The sequence below is a fragment of the Streptomyces sp. NBC_01197 genome (assembly GCF_036010505.1).
In the GTDB taxonomy this organism is placed as follows: domain Bacteria; phylum Actinomycetota; class Actinomycetes; order Streptomycetales; family Streptomycetaceae; genus Streptomyces.
In genome coordinates, this window is record NZ_CP108569.1 from 7051867 (window position 1) to 7067598 (window position 15732).

Sequence of the window (15732 nt, forward strand, 5' to 3'; positions counted from 1 at the left end):
CGTAGCGCGCTGGGGGCGCGGGAGTTGACGCGAGAGGCGGTCTCAGCTGCCTGTGCCCGTGCGTCCCCAGTCGGGACCGGCTTCACTCCAGGCGCGGTCGAGTCTCACGTACCGCCGTCGTACCAGACGCCATACGACGAGACGGCGCCCGGCCACGATGAGCCCCGCCGCCCCGGCGGCCGCCCCGAACCCCGCCAGCACCGCGCGGGCCCGCACCGTGCGGGGCCTCATGGGTCTGGTGACGATGTTTCCGCGGTCGTCGGTCCAGATACGCAAGCGGTCGCCGGGCAGATTGCCGCCCTTGAACGTGGAGAGCACCCCGGTGTGCCGGCTGCCGTCCCCACCGGTCCAGACGACGGCGGCCCGGCCCCGCGGCACGGCGTCCGAGATCCCGTCGGGGTTCGCGGCCAGTGCCGACCGGTCCGGCAGCGCACGTACGACCGTGGCGGTCGCCGTATGCCGGTGCCGGCGCTGGGCCCGGGCGATGTCCTGGAGGGCGCTGCCGGTGAGGGAGCCGCAGAGCCACCCCACGATCGGCGCGGCGACGGCGATGAGCAGCAGCGCGACGAGCGCCACCCACGCCTCGGCGAGGTCGGTTCCACGGCGGAGAGGATTGTGCCGCCAACGCCACACACCGACTGCTGCTCGCACCGTCCCGCACCCCTTCCGCTTCCGTCCTGACCTCACCGCACAGCCTGCCCGCGACGGGGCGCGGCGAGATCGATCTCACCCCGTACAACGAGCCTGCCGTATCTGTGAGTTCCCTGGGAAACGGTTCTCGTCCGAGGATGTGCGCCGGATCACCGACGTGCGGGACGCCGGTCGCCCCCGGCGACGGGATTCCGGCCGACCAGCAGGCCATTGTCCACGCGGCGGTGGAGGGCGGGGGTGCGGCGGTTCTCCGGCGCGGCCGTCCTCGGCCCGGTCCTGCGAGCAGGGCATGACGAAACTTGGCCGGAACCGGTCCATCGGAAGGGGACCTTCTCCCGGTGGGCCGCCCCCGCCGATGCGGGGGCTGAGGGCGCGTCGGGCGAGGAGAGCGCCGTCAGCGGCAGCGTCTCGCGCCCCGGTGCTGACAGCCTGACCACGCCGCCGGGCAGTGGCTCGGCTGCTGCCAACGCCAGCCGTGGAGCCCGGCGTTGATCGACGGCGCTAGCGCTACCGTCCTGGTCCACGAACATCCACCGATTGTCTCCGGCCGGCCCCCAGGGTCCGACCGCGGCCGAACCCGACGCACCCCGTGAGGGACGTGACCGGATGGATGTGGATTCCGTGCAGAACTGCGGGAACCGGTTGCGACACGGCAGTCGTCCTGCCGTCCGGTCCTGATGTGCCGGAAGGACCGTCAGTACCCGCGGCCCTGGTAGGGGCGGTTGTACGGATCCTCGTACGGCGAGGGCGCGGGCCGCTGAGCCGCGGGACGCATCGCCTCGTAACCGGCGCCGCCGACGGGCCGCTGCGGCTGTTGCTGCGGTCCCGGGTAGCCGCGCGGCGCGGTGGCCTGCTGCGGAATGTACGGGGCCGGCGCGTGCTGCATCGGCGCGGGCTGCGCCATGGGCTGCGGATAGCCGTAGGACGGCACCTGCTGCGAAGGACCGGCAGGCAGCGCGGGAAGCGCCGATGGCAGTGCCGGCAGGTAGCTGTTGCCGGTGTCGTAAGCCGAAGGGACTCGGATCGGAGCGATCTGAGGGGTGCCCCGCTCTGCGACAAGAGAATCGTAGATAGGGGTGTCCGGGAAGGACGGCGCGGAGTAGTAACCGCCACCGTAGGTCGCACGGGGGGACGTCATGGCACATAAGTAAAGCCCACGATGTGCTGATTGGGGAGCCCGATAAGAGGGTTGTTTGGCGCGTTGCAGGTGACTGTGGATCCCCAATGCGAGCGAACTTGCCAAAAACGGTCGTCAGGCCCGACTCTGATCGGGTAGGGACCTGCTCGCGGCCGGTTACCGATGGGTTGCCGTCAGATGGCGCAATGATCTTCCCGTGCTCGCCGGGAGCGCTCACCGGTGGCTGGGATTAGGTTGGCCGTACGGAAATCTACGGCTTCACGACGCCAGTTGGGGGCGAGCATGTCAATGCTTAAGGGAACCAATGTTCCGGTGTCGGCTCAGGCCGTGCGGGTCGAATTGGGATGGCGGCCCGGTCCGGGGGTGCCGGATGTCGATGCCTCGGCCTTGTTGCTGGCATCGGGAAAGGTCCGTACGGACGCCGACTTCGTCTTTTACAACCAGCCGCAGCACGCGTCGGGTGCGGTACGCCACGAGGGCAAGACGACCACACCGGGCACCGCGACCGACACGCTCTCCGTCGACCTCACGCTGGTGGAGCCGGCCATCGAGCGGGTGGTCCTCGCCGCCTCGGCCGACGGGGGCAGCTTCGGACGGGTGCCCGGGCTTTACGTACGGGTGCTCGACGCGGCGGACGGTACGGAGATCGCCCGGTTCGACAGCCAGGACGCGACGGTGGAGACGGCCTTCCTCCTCGGTGAACTCTACCGGCGGCAGGGCGCCTGGAAGTTCCGTGCGGTCGGGCAGGGGTACGGCAGCGGGCTCGAAGGGCTGGCCACGGACTTCGGGATCACCGTGGACGACACGCGGAAGCCCGCCGCGCAGAGCCCGGCCGCCCCACCGGCGCCTCCTGCTCCACCCGCGGCCCCGCAGGCCGCTCCCGCCGCGCCGTACAGCGCTCCCGCACCCCAGCCGCCGCCCGCCGCACCGCCCACCCCGGTACGGCTGAGCAAGGTCACCCTGACGAAGGCGGCGCCGGCGGTCTCCCTCGCGAAACAGGGCGGGACATCGGGGGCCATGCGGGTCAACCTCAACTGGGTGACCCGCCAGCAGCAGCCCAAGGGCTGGGCGGCCAAGCTCGGCAAGGCCGTCGCCGGGAGCTCGGGTATCGACCTCGATCTCTGTGCGCTCTACGAGCTGACCGACGGCCGCAAGGGCGTCGTACAGGCCCTGGGCAACGCGTTCGGATCGCTGAGCAGGCCGCCGTACATCCATCTCGACGGCGACGACCGCACCGGCTCCGTTTCGGCCGGGGAGAACCTCACCGTCAACCTCGACCAGAAGAACAACATCAGACGGGTCCTCATCTTCGTGACGATCTACGAAGGGGCCAGAAGCTTCGCCGATCTGCATGCGACGGTCACGCTCCAGCCGCAGAACGGCGCGGCCATCGACTTCTCGCTCGACGAGTGCACCGTGCCCTCCACGGTCTGCGCGCTGGCGCTCATCACCAACAACGCCGGAGATCTCGTCGTCCAGCGCGAAGCCCGCTACCTGGTGCCCGACCGCGGCGTCAGCCCGCAGCGCACCATCGATCAGGCGTACGGGTGGGGCATGAACTGGACGCCCGGCAGGAAGTGAGCACCCCTGGGCCCCGGACCGGAGAGACCGTGGAGCGGCGCTCAGAGGTCCTGCGCCGCTCCGGGCGGGAGGTCGGATCCGGCCCCCGCCCCGGCGGCAGCCCCCGGCCCGGACTCCGGTTCAGGCCTGGAGTAGGTCCGCCCCTTCCAGGCGGCGCCGCGTCCGCGGTAGTGCTGCACCGCGGAGTCGACCGTCATCAGCAGATACAGCAGCGCGGTGAACGGCAGGGCCAGGGCGAGCAGCGGCGACTGGCGGTAGTACCGCAGCATCGGCAGATAGCTGCCCGCCATCACCAGCCAGGCGAGCCCGCCCGCGCATGTGGCGGGGCCATCACGCCACAGCAGACCGGCAACCAGCGTGAGCGGCGGCGCGAGATAGATCAGCGCCAGGCCGAGCACTGTGCCGGTGAGCAGCAGAAGGCTGTGCCGGAGCTGGGCGTACGCGCTCCGCGAGACCATCCGCCACAGATCGCCGAGCCCCGGATAGGGGCGCACGCTGTCCACCCGCTCGGCGAGCCCCAGCCAGATGCGGCCCCCGCTGCGCTGCACGGCGCGGGCCAGCGAGACGTCGTCGATCACCGCCTGCCTGATGGACTCCGGAATGCCGGCCCGCTCCGCCGCCTCGGTCCGCAGCAGTACGCAGCCCCCGGCCGCGGCCGCCGTACGGGCCCCCGGCCGGTTGATCCACCGGAACGGGTACAGCTGGGCGAAGAAGTACACGAACGCGGGCACGACCTGCCGCTCCCAGAAGCTCGCGACGCGCAGCCGCGCCATCTGGGACACCAGGTCGAGCCGGGCCGAACCCGCCGCGGCCACCAACTCGCGCAGGCTGTCCGGCTCATGGGCGATGTCGGCGTCCGTCAGCAGCAGATACTCCGGCTCCCGCGCACGCGCGAGCCCGATCCCGTACCGCAGCGCCCACAGTTTCCCCGTCCAGCCGGGCTCGGGCTCGCCGGGGGAGACGACGGTCAGCGGGAGGCCGCCGTGGCGTGCCGACAGCCGGGCGGCCAGCTCTCCGGTGCCGTCGGAGCTCCCGTCGTCGACCAGGAAGACCTCCGCTTCGCCGGGATAGTCCTGGGCCAGCAGCGAGGGAAGGCTCAGCGGCAGGACGCCGGCCTCGTCCCTGGCAGGCACGATCACCGCGACGGACGGCCAGACGGCGGGGGCGGCGCGCGGTGGCAGGCGCTGGTCCGTCCGCCAGAAGAACCCCTGCCCCAGCAGCAGCCACATCCACACGGCCAGCGAACACACGGCGATCCAGGCAATGGCGCTCATCCGCCGAAGTCTGCCCCACCGGGGCGGGTCAGGACGAGCTGTCGACTAAGGTGACCGGGTGAAGATCGCGCTCATGGACTCCGGAATCGGCCTGCTCGCGGCGGCCGCCGCGGTACGCCGTCAGCAGCCCGACGCCGATCTGGTGCTGTCCAGCGACCCCGGCACTATGCCGTGGGGCCCGCGTGCGCCCCACGACGTCACGGCCCGCGCCCTGGCGGTGGCACGCGCGGCCGCCGCTCACCGGCCGGACGCGCTGATCGTCGCCTGCAACACCGCGAGCGTGCACGCCCTGCCGGCCATCCGGGCCGCGCTCGAACCGGAGATCCCGGTCATCGGCACAGTGCCCGCCATCAAGCCGGCCGCTGCCGACGGGGGGTCCGTCGCGATCTGGGCGACCCCGGCCACCACCGGCAGCGACTACCAGCGCGCGCTGATCCGCGAGTTCGCCACCGGCGCCGACGTCACCGAGGTGCCCTGCCCCGGCCTTGCCGACGCCATCGAGCACGCCGACGAGGCCGCGATCGACGAGGCCGTGGCCGCGGCAGCGGCGCTCACCCCGTCCGGCGTAAGGGCCGTCGTCCTTGGCTGCACCCATTACGAACTGGTCGGGGAGCGGATCGCCGACGCCGTCCGGCACCACGGCAGCCCGGCTGTCGAGCTGTACGGCTCGGCCGGGGCCGTGGCCGCCCAGGCCCTGCGCCGGATCGGGGCCGGGCCCGCGTCCGGCAGCACTCCGGGCCCCCGGCTGACAGTGCTCCTCAGCGGACAGGAGGGACCGCTTCCCACCGCCGCGCTGACGTACGCGGAAGGGCGTCTGCTCCAGGCCGTCAGCCCCGCGTACTGAGAGCCTCGCCCGCCGCCGGACCACCGCCGCTCCCGCGGAAGGTGGGTAGGGTGCTACGCATGAGGGACCACAGCGAGCCCGGCCCCCGGGTCTGGACCGGCCATGCGACCAACCGCGTGCAGTGGCTGCTCTCGTTCGCCGGGGCCGCGTGCCTGGCGCTCGGGATCGTCCTGGCTGTGGACTCCGCCTGGACCGTGGACCGTGCGCCGCTGCTGATGGCCGTGATCGGCTGTGTACTGGTCGGCCTGATGATGCTCTACGGCACGCTCGCCTTCGTACATGTCTCGGTGAAGGTCGACGAGCACTCCTTCGAAGTCCGGTGCGGCTACATCGGTCTGCCGCGCCGCCGCATCCTGCTCGACCATGTGGTGTGCGCCGACTTCGACCCGGTCGTGACCCCGCGCCAGTGGGGCGGCTGGGGGTACCGGTGGCGCCCCGAGAAGGGGACCGCCGTGGTGGTGCGCCGCGGGGAGGGTCTGGTACTCACCCTGGGGGACGGCCGGAGTTTCACCGTCACGGTCGACGACGCGGAGGCAGCCGTCCGGATCATCCGCGACCGGCTGCGGCTCTCGCCCGGCTGACTGACCGGCCGTCCGGGGGTGCCGGACGGCCGACCACCGCTCCGGGTCCGACCGCGCCGTCCGCCGCCGCTGCCTGCGGGCCGCGTTTGCCGGACGTACAGCGCCGCGCTTGCCGGACGCACAGCCCGCCACCGTAGACTCCGCCTGGTGAGCGCCCCCACCACACCCACGGCCGAGTCCGAGCGGCTCGCCCCGCAGCCCGCAGAAGAGTCGCGCGCACGGCGGCTGGTCCGCCGCCTCGTACGGCCCGCCGCCGCTGCCGCGTCCGGCCTGCTGCTGTACGCCAGTTTCCCGCCGCGGCCCTTGTGGTGGCTGGCGCCCGTCGCCTTCGCCGTACTGGGGATCGTCCTGCACGGACGCCGGGCCCGGGCCGGACTCGGCCTCGGCTACCTCGCGGGCCTCGGGTATCTGCTGCCGCTCCTTGTCTGGACGGGCGTCGAGGTCGGACCCGGTCCCTGGCTGGGCCTCGCGGCGGTCGAGGCGCTCTTCATCGCTGTGGCGGGTGCGGGCATCGCGTACGTCTCCCGGCTGCCGCTCGGGCCGCTCTGGGCCGCCGCGGTGTGGATCGCCGTCGAAGCGGCCCGCGCCCGGGTGCCGTTCGGCGGGTTCCCCTGGGGGAAGGTGGCCTTCGGGCAGCCCGAGGGCGTCTTCCTGCCGCTGGCCGCCGTCGGAGGGACACCGCTGCTCGGCTTCGCCGTCGTCCTCTGCGGCTTCGGCCTGGGCGAGCTGGTACGCCGCTGGGCCACGGTGCGACGCTTCGCGGACCGCCGGATCTTCACCGCCGCCGTCCTCGCCGTCGCGCCTGTCGCGGGCGGCTTCGCCGCGTTGCCGCTGGTCAGTAACAGCGCCCAGGACGGCACGGCCACGGTCGCCCTCATCCAGGGGAACGTCCCCCGGATGGGACTCGACTTCGCCACCCAGCGCCGCGCGGTGCTCGACCACCATGTGAAGGAGACGCTGAAACTCGCAGCCGATGTGAAGGCGGGCCGGGCCAAGCAGCCGGACCTGGTGCTGTGGCCGGAGAACTCGTCGGACATCGACCCGTACCTCAACGCCGACGCGTACGACGAGATCGACGAGGCGGCCAGAGCGATCAAGGCGCCCATCTCGGTCGGCGCCGTCGTCACCCCGGACAACGGGGCGGGTGCGCCGCTCAACCAGCAGATCCTCTGGGACCCCAAGAAGGGCCCCGTCGACACGTACAACAAGCGCCGGCTCCAGCCGTTCGGCGAGTACATGCCCGACCGGTCGTTCTTCCGGCTCTTCAGCTCCGACGTGGATCTGGTCCGCAAGGACTTCGTCCCCGGCCACAAGCCGGCCGACTTCGACATGGGCGGCACCAGGGTCGGGCCTGTCACCTGTTACGAGGCCGCGTTCGACTGGACCGTACGGGACCAGGTGAAGGCGGGGGCGCAGATCATCTCGGTACCGAGCAACAACGCCACCTTCGACCGCAGCGAGATGACGTACCAGCAGCTCGCGATGTCGCGGGTACGGGCCGTCGAGCACAGCAGGGCCGTGATGGTCCCCGTCACCACCGGGGTGAGCGCGGTCATCCGGCCGGACGGATCAGTGGCGCAGAAGACCAAGATGTTCACCGCCGCCGCGCTGGTGGCCGATGTGCCGAAGCGCTCGTCGGAGACCCCGGCCACCCGGATGGGGACGCTCCCCGAGTGGCTGCTCGTCGCGCTCGCGGCCGGCGGCGTCGGCTGGGCGGCCACTCGCTCGGTACGGCGGCGCAAGCCCTGAAGGAGTGAGGCCGGGCGGCGGTTAGGGTCGGGGCATGGCTACTCCTGACTTCATCCGAGAGATCCGGGCCACCGCCGGCCACCAGCTGCTCCTGCTGCCCGGTGTGAGTGCCATCGTCTTCGACGACGAGGGGCGGGTGCTGCTCAACCGGCGCGCCGACACCGGTAAGTGGTCGATCATCGGCGGCATCCCGGAGCCGGGTGAGCAGCCCGCCGACACGGCCGTCCGGGAGGTCCACGAGGAGACGGCCGTACGGTGCGTGGTGGAGCGGGTGGTCCTCGTCCAGGCGCTCAAGAAGATCCAGTACCCGAACGGCGACCACTGCCAGTTCATGGACATCAGCCTGCTCTGCCGGGCGACCGGGGGAGTGCCCCGGGTCAATGACGACGAGTCGCTGGACGTCGGGTGGTTCGCCGTCGACGCTCTTCCGGAGCTGGCCGACTTCGCGCTGACACGCATCAAGCGGGCCCTCGCCGACGGCCCCACGTGGTTCGAACCGGCCACCGTCGCTCCCGGGACCGACGCCTAGGCTGTGGCCCCATGACCACGCATCCCGCTCCCGCGTCCGCGTCCGTATCTGCCCCGCTCGGTCTCGATCTCGTGGGCCGTACCGCACTCGTCACCGGGGCCGCGAGCGGCATCGGTGCCGCCTGTGCGCTCCGCCTCGCCGCCGCCGGTGCCACGGTGCGGGCCGTCGACCGCGACGAGACGGGGCTCCAAGCGCTCGCCGGCCGGGCCGCCGCGCTGCCGGGCACGGTCGAAGCGTACGGACTCGACCTGACCGACCTCGACGCCGCGGAGCGGGCCGCCGCCGGTACGGACGTCCTCGTCAACAACGCGGGCCTGCAACTCGTGCGGCCCATCGAGGACTTCCCGCCCGAGGTCTTCCACACCATCCTGACCGTGATGCTGGAAGCGCCCTTCCGGCTGATCAGGGGCGCCCTCCCGCACATGTACGGACAGGGCTGGGGCCGGATCGTCAACCTCTCGTCCGTGCACGGACTGCGGGCCTCCGCGTACAAGTCCGCGTACGTGTCGGCCAAGCACGGACTCGAAGGGCTCTCCAAGACGGCGGCGCTCGAAGGAGCCCCGCACGGTGTGACGTCGAACTGCGTGAACCCCGGCTATGTGCGCACCCCGCTGGTCGAGCGGCAGATCGCCGACCAGGCCGCCGCCCATGGGATCCCGCGTGAGCAGGTGGTCAGCGAGGTACTGCTGAAGGAATCGGCGCTCAAACGGCTTGTCGAGCCGGACGAGGTCGCCGAGGCGGTGGCCTATCTCTGCACGCCGCAGGCCGCGTTCATCACCGGTACCTCACTCTCGCTCGACGGCGGATGGACCGCGCGTTAGCCTGTTCCGTTCGAAACTCAGGCGAGAGCCTGAAGGCCGACGGGCCACAGCAGAGTGGTGGCCGCCCAGGTGAAGCCGGCTCCGAAAGAGGTCACGAGGACTCGTTGCCCTGCTTTCAGCTGCCCGTCCAGCGCGGAGTGGCTCAGTAGCAGGGGGATGGAGGCCGCAGAGGTGTTGCCGACGTGGGGGATATTGGACGGAACGCGCTCCGGCGGGATTCCCAGCTTGCCGGCCACGGCTGCGCTGATGCGTGCGTTTGCTTGGTGGATGATCAGTCTGTCGATGTCCTGGACGGGCCATCCAGCTGCGGTAGCTGATTCTTGAGTCACCTGGGTGATACGGCGCACCGCGTGACGGAATACTTCATTGCCCTTCATGTGTACGTACCGATTTTTCCGGTCGTCGGTTGTGTGTGAGGGGCGGCGGGAGCCCCCGTCGGGGATGTGGATGGCGTCTGCGTGCTCGCCGTCGCTGCCCCATGCTGCTGGTCCCAGGACTCCTGGTTCGTCAGCGCGTCCGGTTGTGAGCACGACTGCGCCTGCTCCGTCTCCGAAGATCGGCGCGGTGGACCGGTCGGAGGGGTCGATGACGGCCGACATTTTCTCCGCTCCGATGACCAGAACGGTGCCGGCGGTTCCCGCGTGGATGAGCCCTGCTGCGACGGTTGTTGCGTAGACGAATCCCGAGCAGCCGGCGCCGATGTCGAAGGCGGGGACTTGACGCAGGCCGAGTTGGTGGGCCACCAGAGGGGCGGTGCCGGGCACGTGATGGTCCGGAGTAGCCGTGGCCAGGATGACGGCGTCGACGTGTTCGACCTTCGCCGACCTCATCGCCCGTAGTCCTGCCTCTACCGCCAGGTCACTGGTGGCCGTCGCTGGATCGGCGATGCGTCGCTCGGCAATGCCGATACGGGTGCGGATCCAGTCATCTGTGGTGTCCAGGCGTGAAATCAAGTCGGCGTTGCTTACCTTGCGCGGAGGCAGGTAGGACCCCAGGCCGATCAGCTGTGCAGCATGTTCCGGCGACGGTGCCGTGGTTTTGCGTGTGAAGATCAACGGATTCGTCTCTTCTGTGCTTGCTGGCCGGCATCGCCGAAGGCGGAGGTACTGCCTTCGGCAACGGATGACCGGTCGCCGAGGTGATCCTGCTGTCGCCGGTGTGCGGCCGCTGGTGTCAGCGGGCGATGGCCGGAGCTTCTGGCAAGGGAGGGCGCGGCTACGCCCCAGGTGCCGTGTGCGTGCGCTCCGATTGCGGGTGAGGATCCTGCCCTCCCGGGCTCTCGTGGTCGGAACGTGACGCTGCCCGTCGGGCCACCAGGCTGACCAGGTCGGCCACGGTGGTTGCCTGGGCCAGTTCGGTTTCGGTGATCACGACGCCCATACGGTCCTCAAGCGTCATCGACAGCACGGCAACGGCCAGGGAGTCGATGCCGGCTTGTGCCTGCGTGGCCCGGGGATTGATCGGTGCAGCCGGCAGACTTCCCTGGCGGACCAGAATGCCTTTGATGAGCCTGAAATCGATGACGGGTGTGGCATCGCGGTCAGCGGCGGGTGCCGGGAACGTCACGCCGGTGTGGGGAGGCTGGCCCGGCGCGTTGTCCGCCTGCGGGTCGTCTTGAGGCTGCGGGAGTTCGTCCACAGCGTCGTGGAAGAGACTGGCCAGCTGGTCCAGCCCGGGGAGAGCGGCGTCGGTGACGAAGCAGACGCTGGTGACGTCGTTGTAGCTGCAGGCCACGATCGAGGCCGGCTGGTGCCTTGGGAGCCAGTTGAAGGGCTGGATGCGGGTGACGGGGTCCAGGTGGTAGCGAAGGGGCCGGGGGATGGCGAGGTAGGAAGTGGTGATGGCAGACCGGTCGGGTGTGGTCATCCGGGTCGCCAGAGCCTGGAAGGCGCGTGCCGGGACGGCGTCCATCAGGGAACGCATGGCCCTGTGGCGGCTTGGGTCCTTCGCGGTGCGAGTGGCGGCGATGACTTGGTCGAGTCGGCCTTCAGCTGTCGGCTCGTGGCAGGGGAGGAGCGCGGGGGCGAAGGCGATGTAGTTTCCGGGCCGGTCCTGTTCCCCGGCGCGGCGCATATTGACCATCGTGATGGCGGGCAGCGGCCTGTCGGCTCCCCGGGGCCAGGATTGTGAAGTCCACGTGCGCAGGGCCCCGCTGAGGGCTGCCAGGAAGCCGTCGTTTGTGTCGCCGCCGCGGGCGGTGGCTGCTTTTCGCAATCGTTGGCTGGGTACATGCGCCCAGCTGATGTCACGGTTGCCGGTGAGGGGCAGTGCGGTGTTGTTCCAGACGTTGTGGGTGGCGCTTGCGGAGAGCATGTCGCGCACGGTGCCCAGGTAGGCTCTTGCGCCTGCCCGGGGCGCGCGCTGCTTGGTTGGCGCGGGCGCGGTGCCGAACAGAGCGGTCAGGGTACCGACCACGCCCATGCCGTCCTGGGTGCTGTGGTGCGCCCGCAGGCAGATGGAATACCGGCCGGGGGCGTATCCGGCGAGCAGCCAGATGTCCCACAGGGGGCCCGTGTCGGGCAAGGGACGCGCGACGAGATCGGTCAGGGCCGTCTCGAGGTTCTGCTCGCCTGATGGGCATTGTTGTTCGCGGACGCGGCTGTTCAGGTCGGGGGAAGGGTCGTAGTGCCAGCGGGCTTTGAGTCCGGGGCCGCGGAGGTAGTGGGTCAGGCGCGGCTCGTGCTCCAGGTGGGAGGCGACATGCCGGCGGAGTTCGCCCAGGGGAGGAGCGTCTCCGTCCAGGTGGAGGATCACTCCGATCGTCTGGGAGATCGAGGGATGGGCCTGGGCCATGGTGTGCATGGTCAAGTCCATGGAGGTGGGACGAAGGGGCACGGTCACGGGGGTTCTCCGCTGTGGTGGGTTCGATGGGGAGACAGGGGCGGGCCGGTGAGCAGGAACATCCGCAAGCGGCGTCCCGGGCGTGAAGCGGAGGAGACGTCGGCGGGCCCGGACCTCGCCGAGGCGTTCCCAGACGTCGGACTACTCGCGTCCCTCTGTGCGGATGGTGGTCACCGGGTCTCTTGCCTCCGCGGCGGGTCACGCTTTCCCGGGGCGTGGCGATGGGATACCGGAATTGGACGGGACTCGGTGGGCGGGCGAGGTCGGTGTCGACGACGAGGTGGTTTCCGTCTGCCTCAAGGGGGCACGGCAGGGGGGTGCGACGGGGTCGCCCGCTGTGGTGGACGGTTCCGTACTGCTGTGTCGGCGGCCCCGCATGACGCTTGGCGGCCGGATGCGTCGCGTGAGGTGGCCCAGGGCGAGCAGGGCGAACGCGTCGGTCAGCAAAGGGACGTGGTACGGGAAGGGGCGCGGGCCGAGCATGTCGGGAACGGAGACGATGCCGCCGTCGGAACGCTGTTGGGTGAGCAGGTAGCGGGCGGCGCGCGCAGCGGGAGCAGGGCCGGGTTGCCCGGCCAGGATGATCAGGGCGTAGGCAGTGCTGATGGCATCGCTCGGGGCGTCCTTCTGCTGTCCGAAGCCGCCGTCCGCGTTCTGCGTGATCCGCACCAGGCCGGCGATCCGGCTGCTCATGCCATGGACGGCCAGCGGGGACCGCCGGTGGTGAGGGCGAGTGGCGAGGTACGCCCTGAAGAGGGTGTGCAGGCGGCTGCCGCTCCAGCCCGGGGGAAAGGACCCGTCAGGCATCTGGCGGTCGGCGAGAAAGCGCAGAGCAGCCTGGATGACGTGAGGGTGGCGGCCCTGGGTGCTGAGCGCGTTGATCGCGGCGGCGGTCATGCACGCCTCGGAGGGGGTGCCTGATCCGTAGGTGGGGAATCCGCCGTCGGCGCCACGGACCGCGATCAGCGCGTCCACAGCGCGCCGAATCGGGTCGCGGTAGGCATCCGCGTCCAGCTGGTGCAGGAATTCGACAGCGACGGTGGTGCAGTCCGTGTCGGAGAGCTGAGCACGGTCGGTATAGGACCAGCCGCCGTTCGCGTGCTGGACGCGCACAAGGTGCCCGGCGATGCGGTGCAGTGCCTCAGGCGGTGCGCCGGCGCTGCACAGGGCGAGGCCCGCGACGACTGTGCACCATGTGTCGGTGTCCGTGACGAAGGGCAGGCCGCCGTCCTCCCGCTGGTGCATGAAGGCGGTGCGCAGACCGTTGTCGACGATGCTCTCCATGCCGGGCACGTCCACCAGGGCATGCAGCACCGACAGGTGAATGAAGAGGTTTCCCTCCCACACCGTTTCCAGGAACTGGGTGGACACCAGCAGGGAGACATCGTCCCGGGCGACGGGGGCTTTGCCTGCCGCCAGGACTGCTTTCACGGCAACGGCCTGCACAGCAGCCCACGGATGCAGTGCGCTCGCATCGAAGGCACGTGAATCACCGTCATCACAGGCGTTGGCCACACCGAGCATCGTGAAGATGGCGTGCACCAAGGCCCGTTTGCGAGTTCTCGCGAAGTCCGGTACACAGCTGACGACGCCCTCAAGGGCCTGATGAGGCGAAGGATGCCCGCCCCGGCCCAGAGCGGCAGCGGCCACGGCCGCGTCCATCAGACCTCCGCTGCTCCGGTGGCGCTCCAGGTAGCGCACCATGCGGTCACGTGCGTCGACGTGGCCGGATCCGCGCCGCTCCACCAGTGCCAAGGCCAGCGCGGATTCAAGTACCCGGCTTCGACAGGTGTCACGCACGGCACCGTCCGCTCCCACCCGGTTCAGCACATACGCCAACAGACGACTACGTCCGGCAGACAGCGCTGCCGGGAAATACGACGACGGCCAGGCCGGGGGAAGCCGCTCGGCGGCTGGGGGTCTCATCGGGAACACAGTCCTTGAGGGCACGGCGAACACGGTGACGTGCGAACCGGTAGGGGGGCGAGGGAGAACGAGAGCAATCACATGGACCGGCGGCCGAGCGACCAACGGGCATCGAAGCGGTCAGTGACGCCAAGCCAATACAGCGTTGCGGCCACGAACGACCCGAGGGCGGCCACAAAGCTCCGTACCCTGTCCGACTCGGTTCCGGGAGCGGCCATCGCGGTCAACGAAGTGGCAAGAGCGTGGAAATCCTTGAGTCGGTCGTCGCGCATCTGTGTGACTTGCTCGCGTGCTGAGCACGGGGGACAGCCGCGTTCACGGCTCAGCACGGTCACCAGGTTGTCGCGGTCCTCCCGCAGGTCGCCCTCGGCCGAGACCAGGTCATTGGTCCAGCCGGCCACATCAGCCGCAGCCAGCCGCAGCGCACTCATGAGGTCCTCCCCGCCGGGAAGTCCGGGCCACGGCGCGCCGGCGGTGCACTCCAGAATGTCTGCCATGGGCAGCGCGGTAATAGTCCTGCGACGCCGCAGGATGTAGTCGCTGAGCCCCAGCCGGACCCGGTCCGTGCGGTCGGCGGCCTCTTCACACGTCACCAGGGCGAAGTCGCGGTAGTCGGCAACGAACCGCTCCCGCCACTGTGTGGACATCCGCGGAACCGTACGCCGCCACAGGTCGTCCAGGGCCTGCTCGATCCCGCTGCCCGGCCCGGCCGCGCCGCCGGTGATCACGTCCAGCAGCCCGTCGAACAGAGCCGCGACCTCCTCCGGGTGGACATCGACCCGGCGGCGGTCGAACCGGTCGTCGACCAGGCAGATGAAGGCAGCCCACTGAGCCGTCAGCTCCAGATCCCATGCGCTCGCCCCCGGCACGGTCGCGCCGGCGAATTCGCCCAGCCGCATGGCCACCAGACGCTTCTCCTCAACCGGGTCGGTCACAAGTCCCTGATCTCGCGCCCACGCCAGTACCGCGGCCCCGGCGATCTCGGCCCGAGCAGCACGCGGCAGGCCAGGACAGGCAACGCCGACGCCTGATTCCCCCAGCATCGAGACTCAACCCAGCGCCGGGACCACATCGACACGAGCCGCGACCGTGGCCAGACTGCTCCCAGTGGGAACCGGCGACGCGCCGTACGTCCGGGAGAACACCGCCGCACCGTCCTGCGTCAGCATCGTGTCGAACGGCTTGGCTACGACCGAGCCGGGCGAGCTCAAGGACGGCATGGTGACCGTCATCTTCGTCATGTCGAGTTCGTACGTGGAGAGATCAACAGGCTGCGGGGTTTCATGTCCGACAGCAGCGTCTGCCGACAGGGTCCGCCGGGCCAAGTCACCGTGCGCCCCGGTGAAGCTCAGGCTGCGCCCGTCCGAGGCCCTGGTGAAGGTCATGCGACCGTCGGCAGTCCAGGACCCTTCCGCCAAGTCCAAACTGATCTTGCCCTTGATCGGCCACTGCACGCACGGGGCCGGCCCTGACGAATCGAGCACAGCCGGAGCGGCGGCCGACACCACGACCTTGTCAGCCGCCAGGTGTTGAGCAGCCGCAGAAGACAAGCACCATGTGACCGTCCCGGCAACAGGCATCACGGGCCCCGCGGCCACAGCGGCAGACACGGCAATGGTGGACAGGGAAACCAGAGTAGTGGCGATCACAGCACGACGCCGCATGGGGAAGCCTTCCGTTGCAGAGGCGCCAGAATCGCCTAAAATCCCTCCCGGGTTGGACGAATAATGGTTTTAGCACTCGAAGTTCACCTGAAGGCGTGAAGCGGTGGTTTCACGGCAGCCCGCATCTGTGCGG

At 70.2% G+C, this 15732-nt stretch carries 15 protein-coding genes; 6 read left to right on the forward strand and 9 right to left on the reverse strand.

What is annotated here, in order from left to right:
• Positions 1 to 42: 42 nt before the first annotated feature.
• From OG452_RS32390 to OG452_RS32400, 3 genes are all read right to left on the reverse strand, one after another.
• Positions 43 to 651, reverse strand: a complete 609-nt coding sequence (locus tag OG452_RS32390; protein WP_327299099.1) for an Rv1733c family protein — start codon at positions 649 to 651, stop codon at positions 43 to 45.
• A gap of 149 nt (positions 652 to 800) precedes the next feature.
• Positions 801 to 1181 (reverse strand): hypothetical protein, encoded by a 381-nt coding sequence (locus tag OG452_RS35510; RefSeq protein WP_405559791.1) that lies wholly within the window; start codon positions 1179 to 1181, stop codon positions 801 to 803.
• A 164-nt stretch (positions 1182 to 1345) separates the two neighbouring features.
• Complete coding sequence (locus OG452_RS32400) at positions 1346 to 1789, reverse strand: DUF6643 family protein (protein ID WP_327299100.1); 444 nt, start codon at positions 1787 to 1789, stop codon at positions 1346 to 1348.
• 282 nt (positions 1790 to 2071) lie between these two features.
• Here OG452_RS32400 and OG452_RS32405 point away from each other — a divergent pair, with 282 nt between their 5' ends.
• Entirely contained in the window at positions 2072 to 3370 is a 1299-nt protein-coding gene (locus OG452_RS32405; RefSeq protein WP_327299101.1) for a TerD family protein, read from the forward strand.
• 41 nt (positions 3371 to 3411) lie between these two features.
• Here OG452_RS32405 and OG452_RS32410 read toward each other — a convergent pair whose 3' ends face one another.
• The gene (locus OG452_RS32410; RefSeq protein ID WP_327299102.1) at positions 3412 to 4644 is read right to left on the reverse strand and encodes a glycosyltransferase; all 1233 of its coding nucleotides are present in this window, start codon (positions 4642 to 4644) and stop codon (positions 3412 to 3414) included.
• Positions 4645 to 4702: 58 nt separating this feature from the next.
• Here OG452_RS32410 and OG452_RS32415 point away from each other — a divergent pair, with 58 nt between their 5' ends.
• From OG452_RS32415 to OG452_RS32435, 5 genes are all read left to right on the forward strand, one after another.
• Positions 4703 to 5488 carry a glutamate racemase gene (locus OG452_RS32415; protein ID WP_327299103.1) on the forward strand — a complete coding sequence of 262 codons (786 nt, stop codon included), beginning with the start codon at positions 4703 to 4705 and terminating at the stop codon, positions 5486 to 5488.
• A 59-nt stretch (positions 5489 to 5547) separates the two neighbouring features.
• The gene (locus OG452_RS32420) at positions 5548 to 6069 is read left to right on the forward strand and encodes a hypothetical protein (RefSeq protein ID WP_327299104.1); all 522 of its coding nucleotides are present in this window, start codon (positions 5548 to 5550) and stop codon (positions 6067 to 6069) included.
• Positions 6070 to 6216: 147 nt separating this feature from the next.
• Positions 6217 to 7818 carry an apolipoprotein N-acyltransferase gene (lnt, locus tag OG452_RS32425; RefSeq protein WP_327299105.1) on the forward strand — a complete coding sequence of 534 codons (1602 nt, stop codon included), beginning with the start codon at positions 6217 to 6219 and terminating at the stop codon, positions 7816 to 7818.
• Positions 7819 to 7852: 34 nt separating this feature from the next.
• Positions 7853 to 8347: an NUDIX hydrolase gene (locus OG452_RS32430; protein WP_327299106.1), complete on the forward strand. Its 495-nt coding sequence runs from the start codon at positions 7853 to 7855 to the stop codon at positions 8345 to 8347.
• Between the two features lie 11 nt (positions 8348 to 8358).
• A complete protein-coding gene (locus OG452_RS32435; RefSeq protein ID WP_327299107.1) occupies positions 8359 to 9168 on the forward strand; it encodes a 3-hydroxybutyrate dehydrogenase in 810 nt (269 codons plus the stop codon).
• Positions 9169 to 9185: 17 nt separating this feature from the next.
• Here OG452_RS32435 and OG452_RS32440 read toward each other — a convergent pair whose 3' ends face one another.
• The 5 genes from OG452_RS32440 to OG452_RS32460 all read right to left on the reverse strand — a co-directional run bounded on the left by OG452_RS32440 (position 9186) and on the right by OG452_RS32460 (position 15320).
• Positions 9186 to 10223 (reverse strand): beta-ketoacyl-ACP synthase III, encoded by a 1038-nt coding sequence (locus OG452_RS32440; RefSeq protein ID WP_327299108.1) that lies wholly within the window; start codon positions 10221 to 10223, stop codon positions 9186 to 9188.
• A gap of 160 nt (positions 10224 to 10383) precedes the next feature.
• Positions 10384 to 11961 (reverse strand): wax ester/triacylglycerol synthase domain-containing protein, encoded by a 1578-nt coding sequence (locus OG452_RS32445; RefSeq protein ID WP_327299109.1) that lies wholly within the window; start codon positions 11959 to 11961, stop codon positions 10384 to 10386.
• Positions 11962 to 12207: 246 nt separating this feature from the next.
• Positions 12208 to 13809: a prenyltransferase/squalene oxidase repeat-containing protein gene (locus tag OG452_RS32450; RefSeq protein ID WP_327299110.1), complete on the reverse strand. Its 1602-nt coding sequence runs from the start codon at positions 13807 to 13809 to the stop codon at positions 12208 to 12210.
• 203 nt (positions 13810 to 14012) lie between these two features.
• Complete coding sequence (locus OG452_RS32455) at positions 14013 to 14870, reverse strand: terpene synthase family protein (protein WP_327299111.1); 858 nt, start codon at positions 14868 to 14870, stop codon at positions 14013 to 14015.
• Positions 14871 to 14984: 114 nt separating this feature from the next.
• Entirely contained in the window at positions 14985 to 15320 is a 336-nt protein-coding gene (locus OG452_RS32460) for a hypothetical protein (RefSeq protein ID WP_327299112.1), read from the reverse strand.
• Positions 15321 to 15732 lie beyond the last annotated feature (412 nt).

Excerpts from the sequence above, each read along its gene's own strand:
- OG452_RS35510 (WP_405559791.1), bottom strand. The coding sequence starts at position 1,181 with ATGTTCGTGGACCAGGACGGTAGCGCTAGCGCCGTCGATCAACGCCGG.
- OG452_RS32400 (WP_327299100.1), bottom strand. The coding sequence starts at position 1,789 with ATGACGTCCCCCCGTGCGACCTACGGTGGCGGTTACTACTCCGCGCCG.
- OG452_RS32405 (WP_327299101.1), top strand. The coding sequence starts at position 2,072 with ATGTCAATGCTTAAGGGAACCAATGTTCCGGTGTCGGCTCAGGCCGTG.
- OG452_RS32410 (WP_327299102.1), bottom strand. The coding sequence starts at position 4,644 with ATGAGCGCCATTGCCTGGATCGCCGTGTGTTCGCTGGCCGTGTGGATG.
- OG452_RS32420 (WP_327299104.1), top strand. The coding sequence starts at position 5,548 with ATGAGGGACCACAGCGAGCCCGGCCCCCGGGTCTGGACCGGCCATGCG.
- OG452_RS32430 (WP_327299106.1), top strand. The coding sequence starts at position 7,853 with ATGGCTACTCCTGACTTCATCCGAGAGATCCGGGCCACCGCCGGCCAC.
- OG452_RS32435 (WP_327299107.1), top strand. The coding sequence starts at position 8,359 with ATGACCACGCATCCCGCTCCCGCGTCCGCGTCCGTATCTGCCCCGCTC.
- OG452_RS32445 (WP_327299109.1), bottom strand. The coding sequence starts at position 11,961 with ATGGCCCAGGCCCATCCCTCGATCTCCCAGACGATCGGAGTGATCCTC.
- OG452_RS32460 (WP_327299112.1), bottom strand. The coding sequence starts at position 15,320 with ATGACCTTCACCAGGGCCTCGGACGGGCGCAGCCTGAGCTTCACCGGG.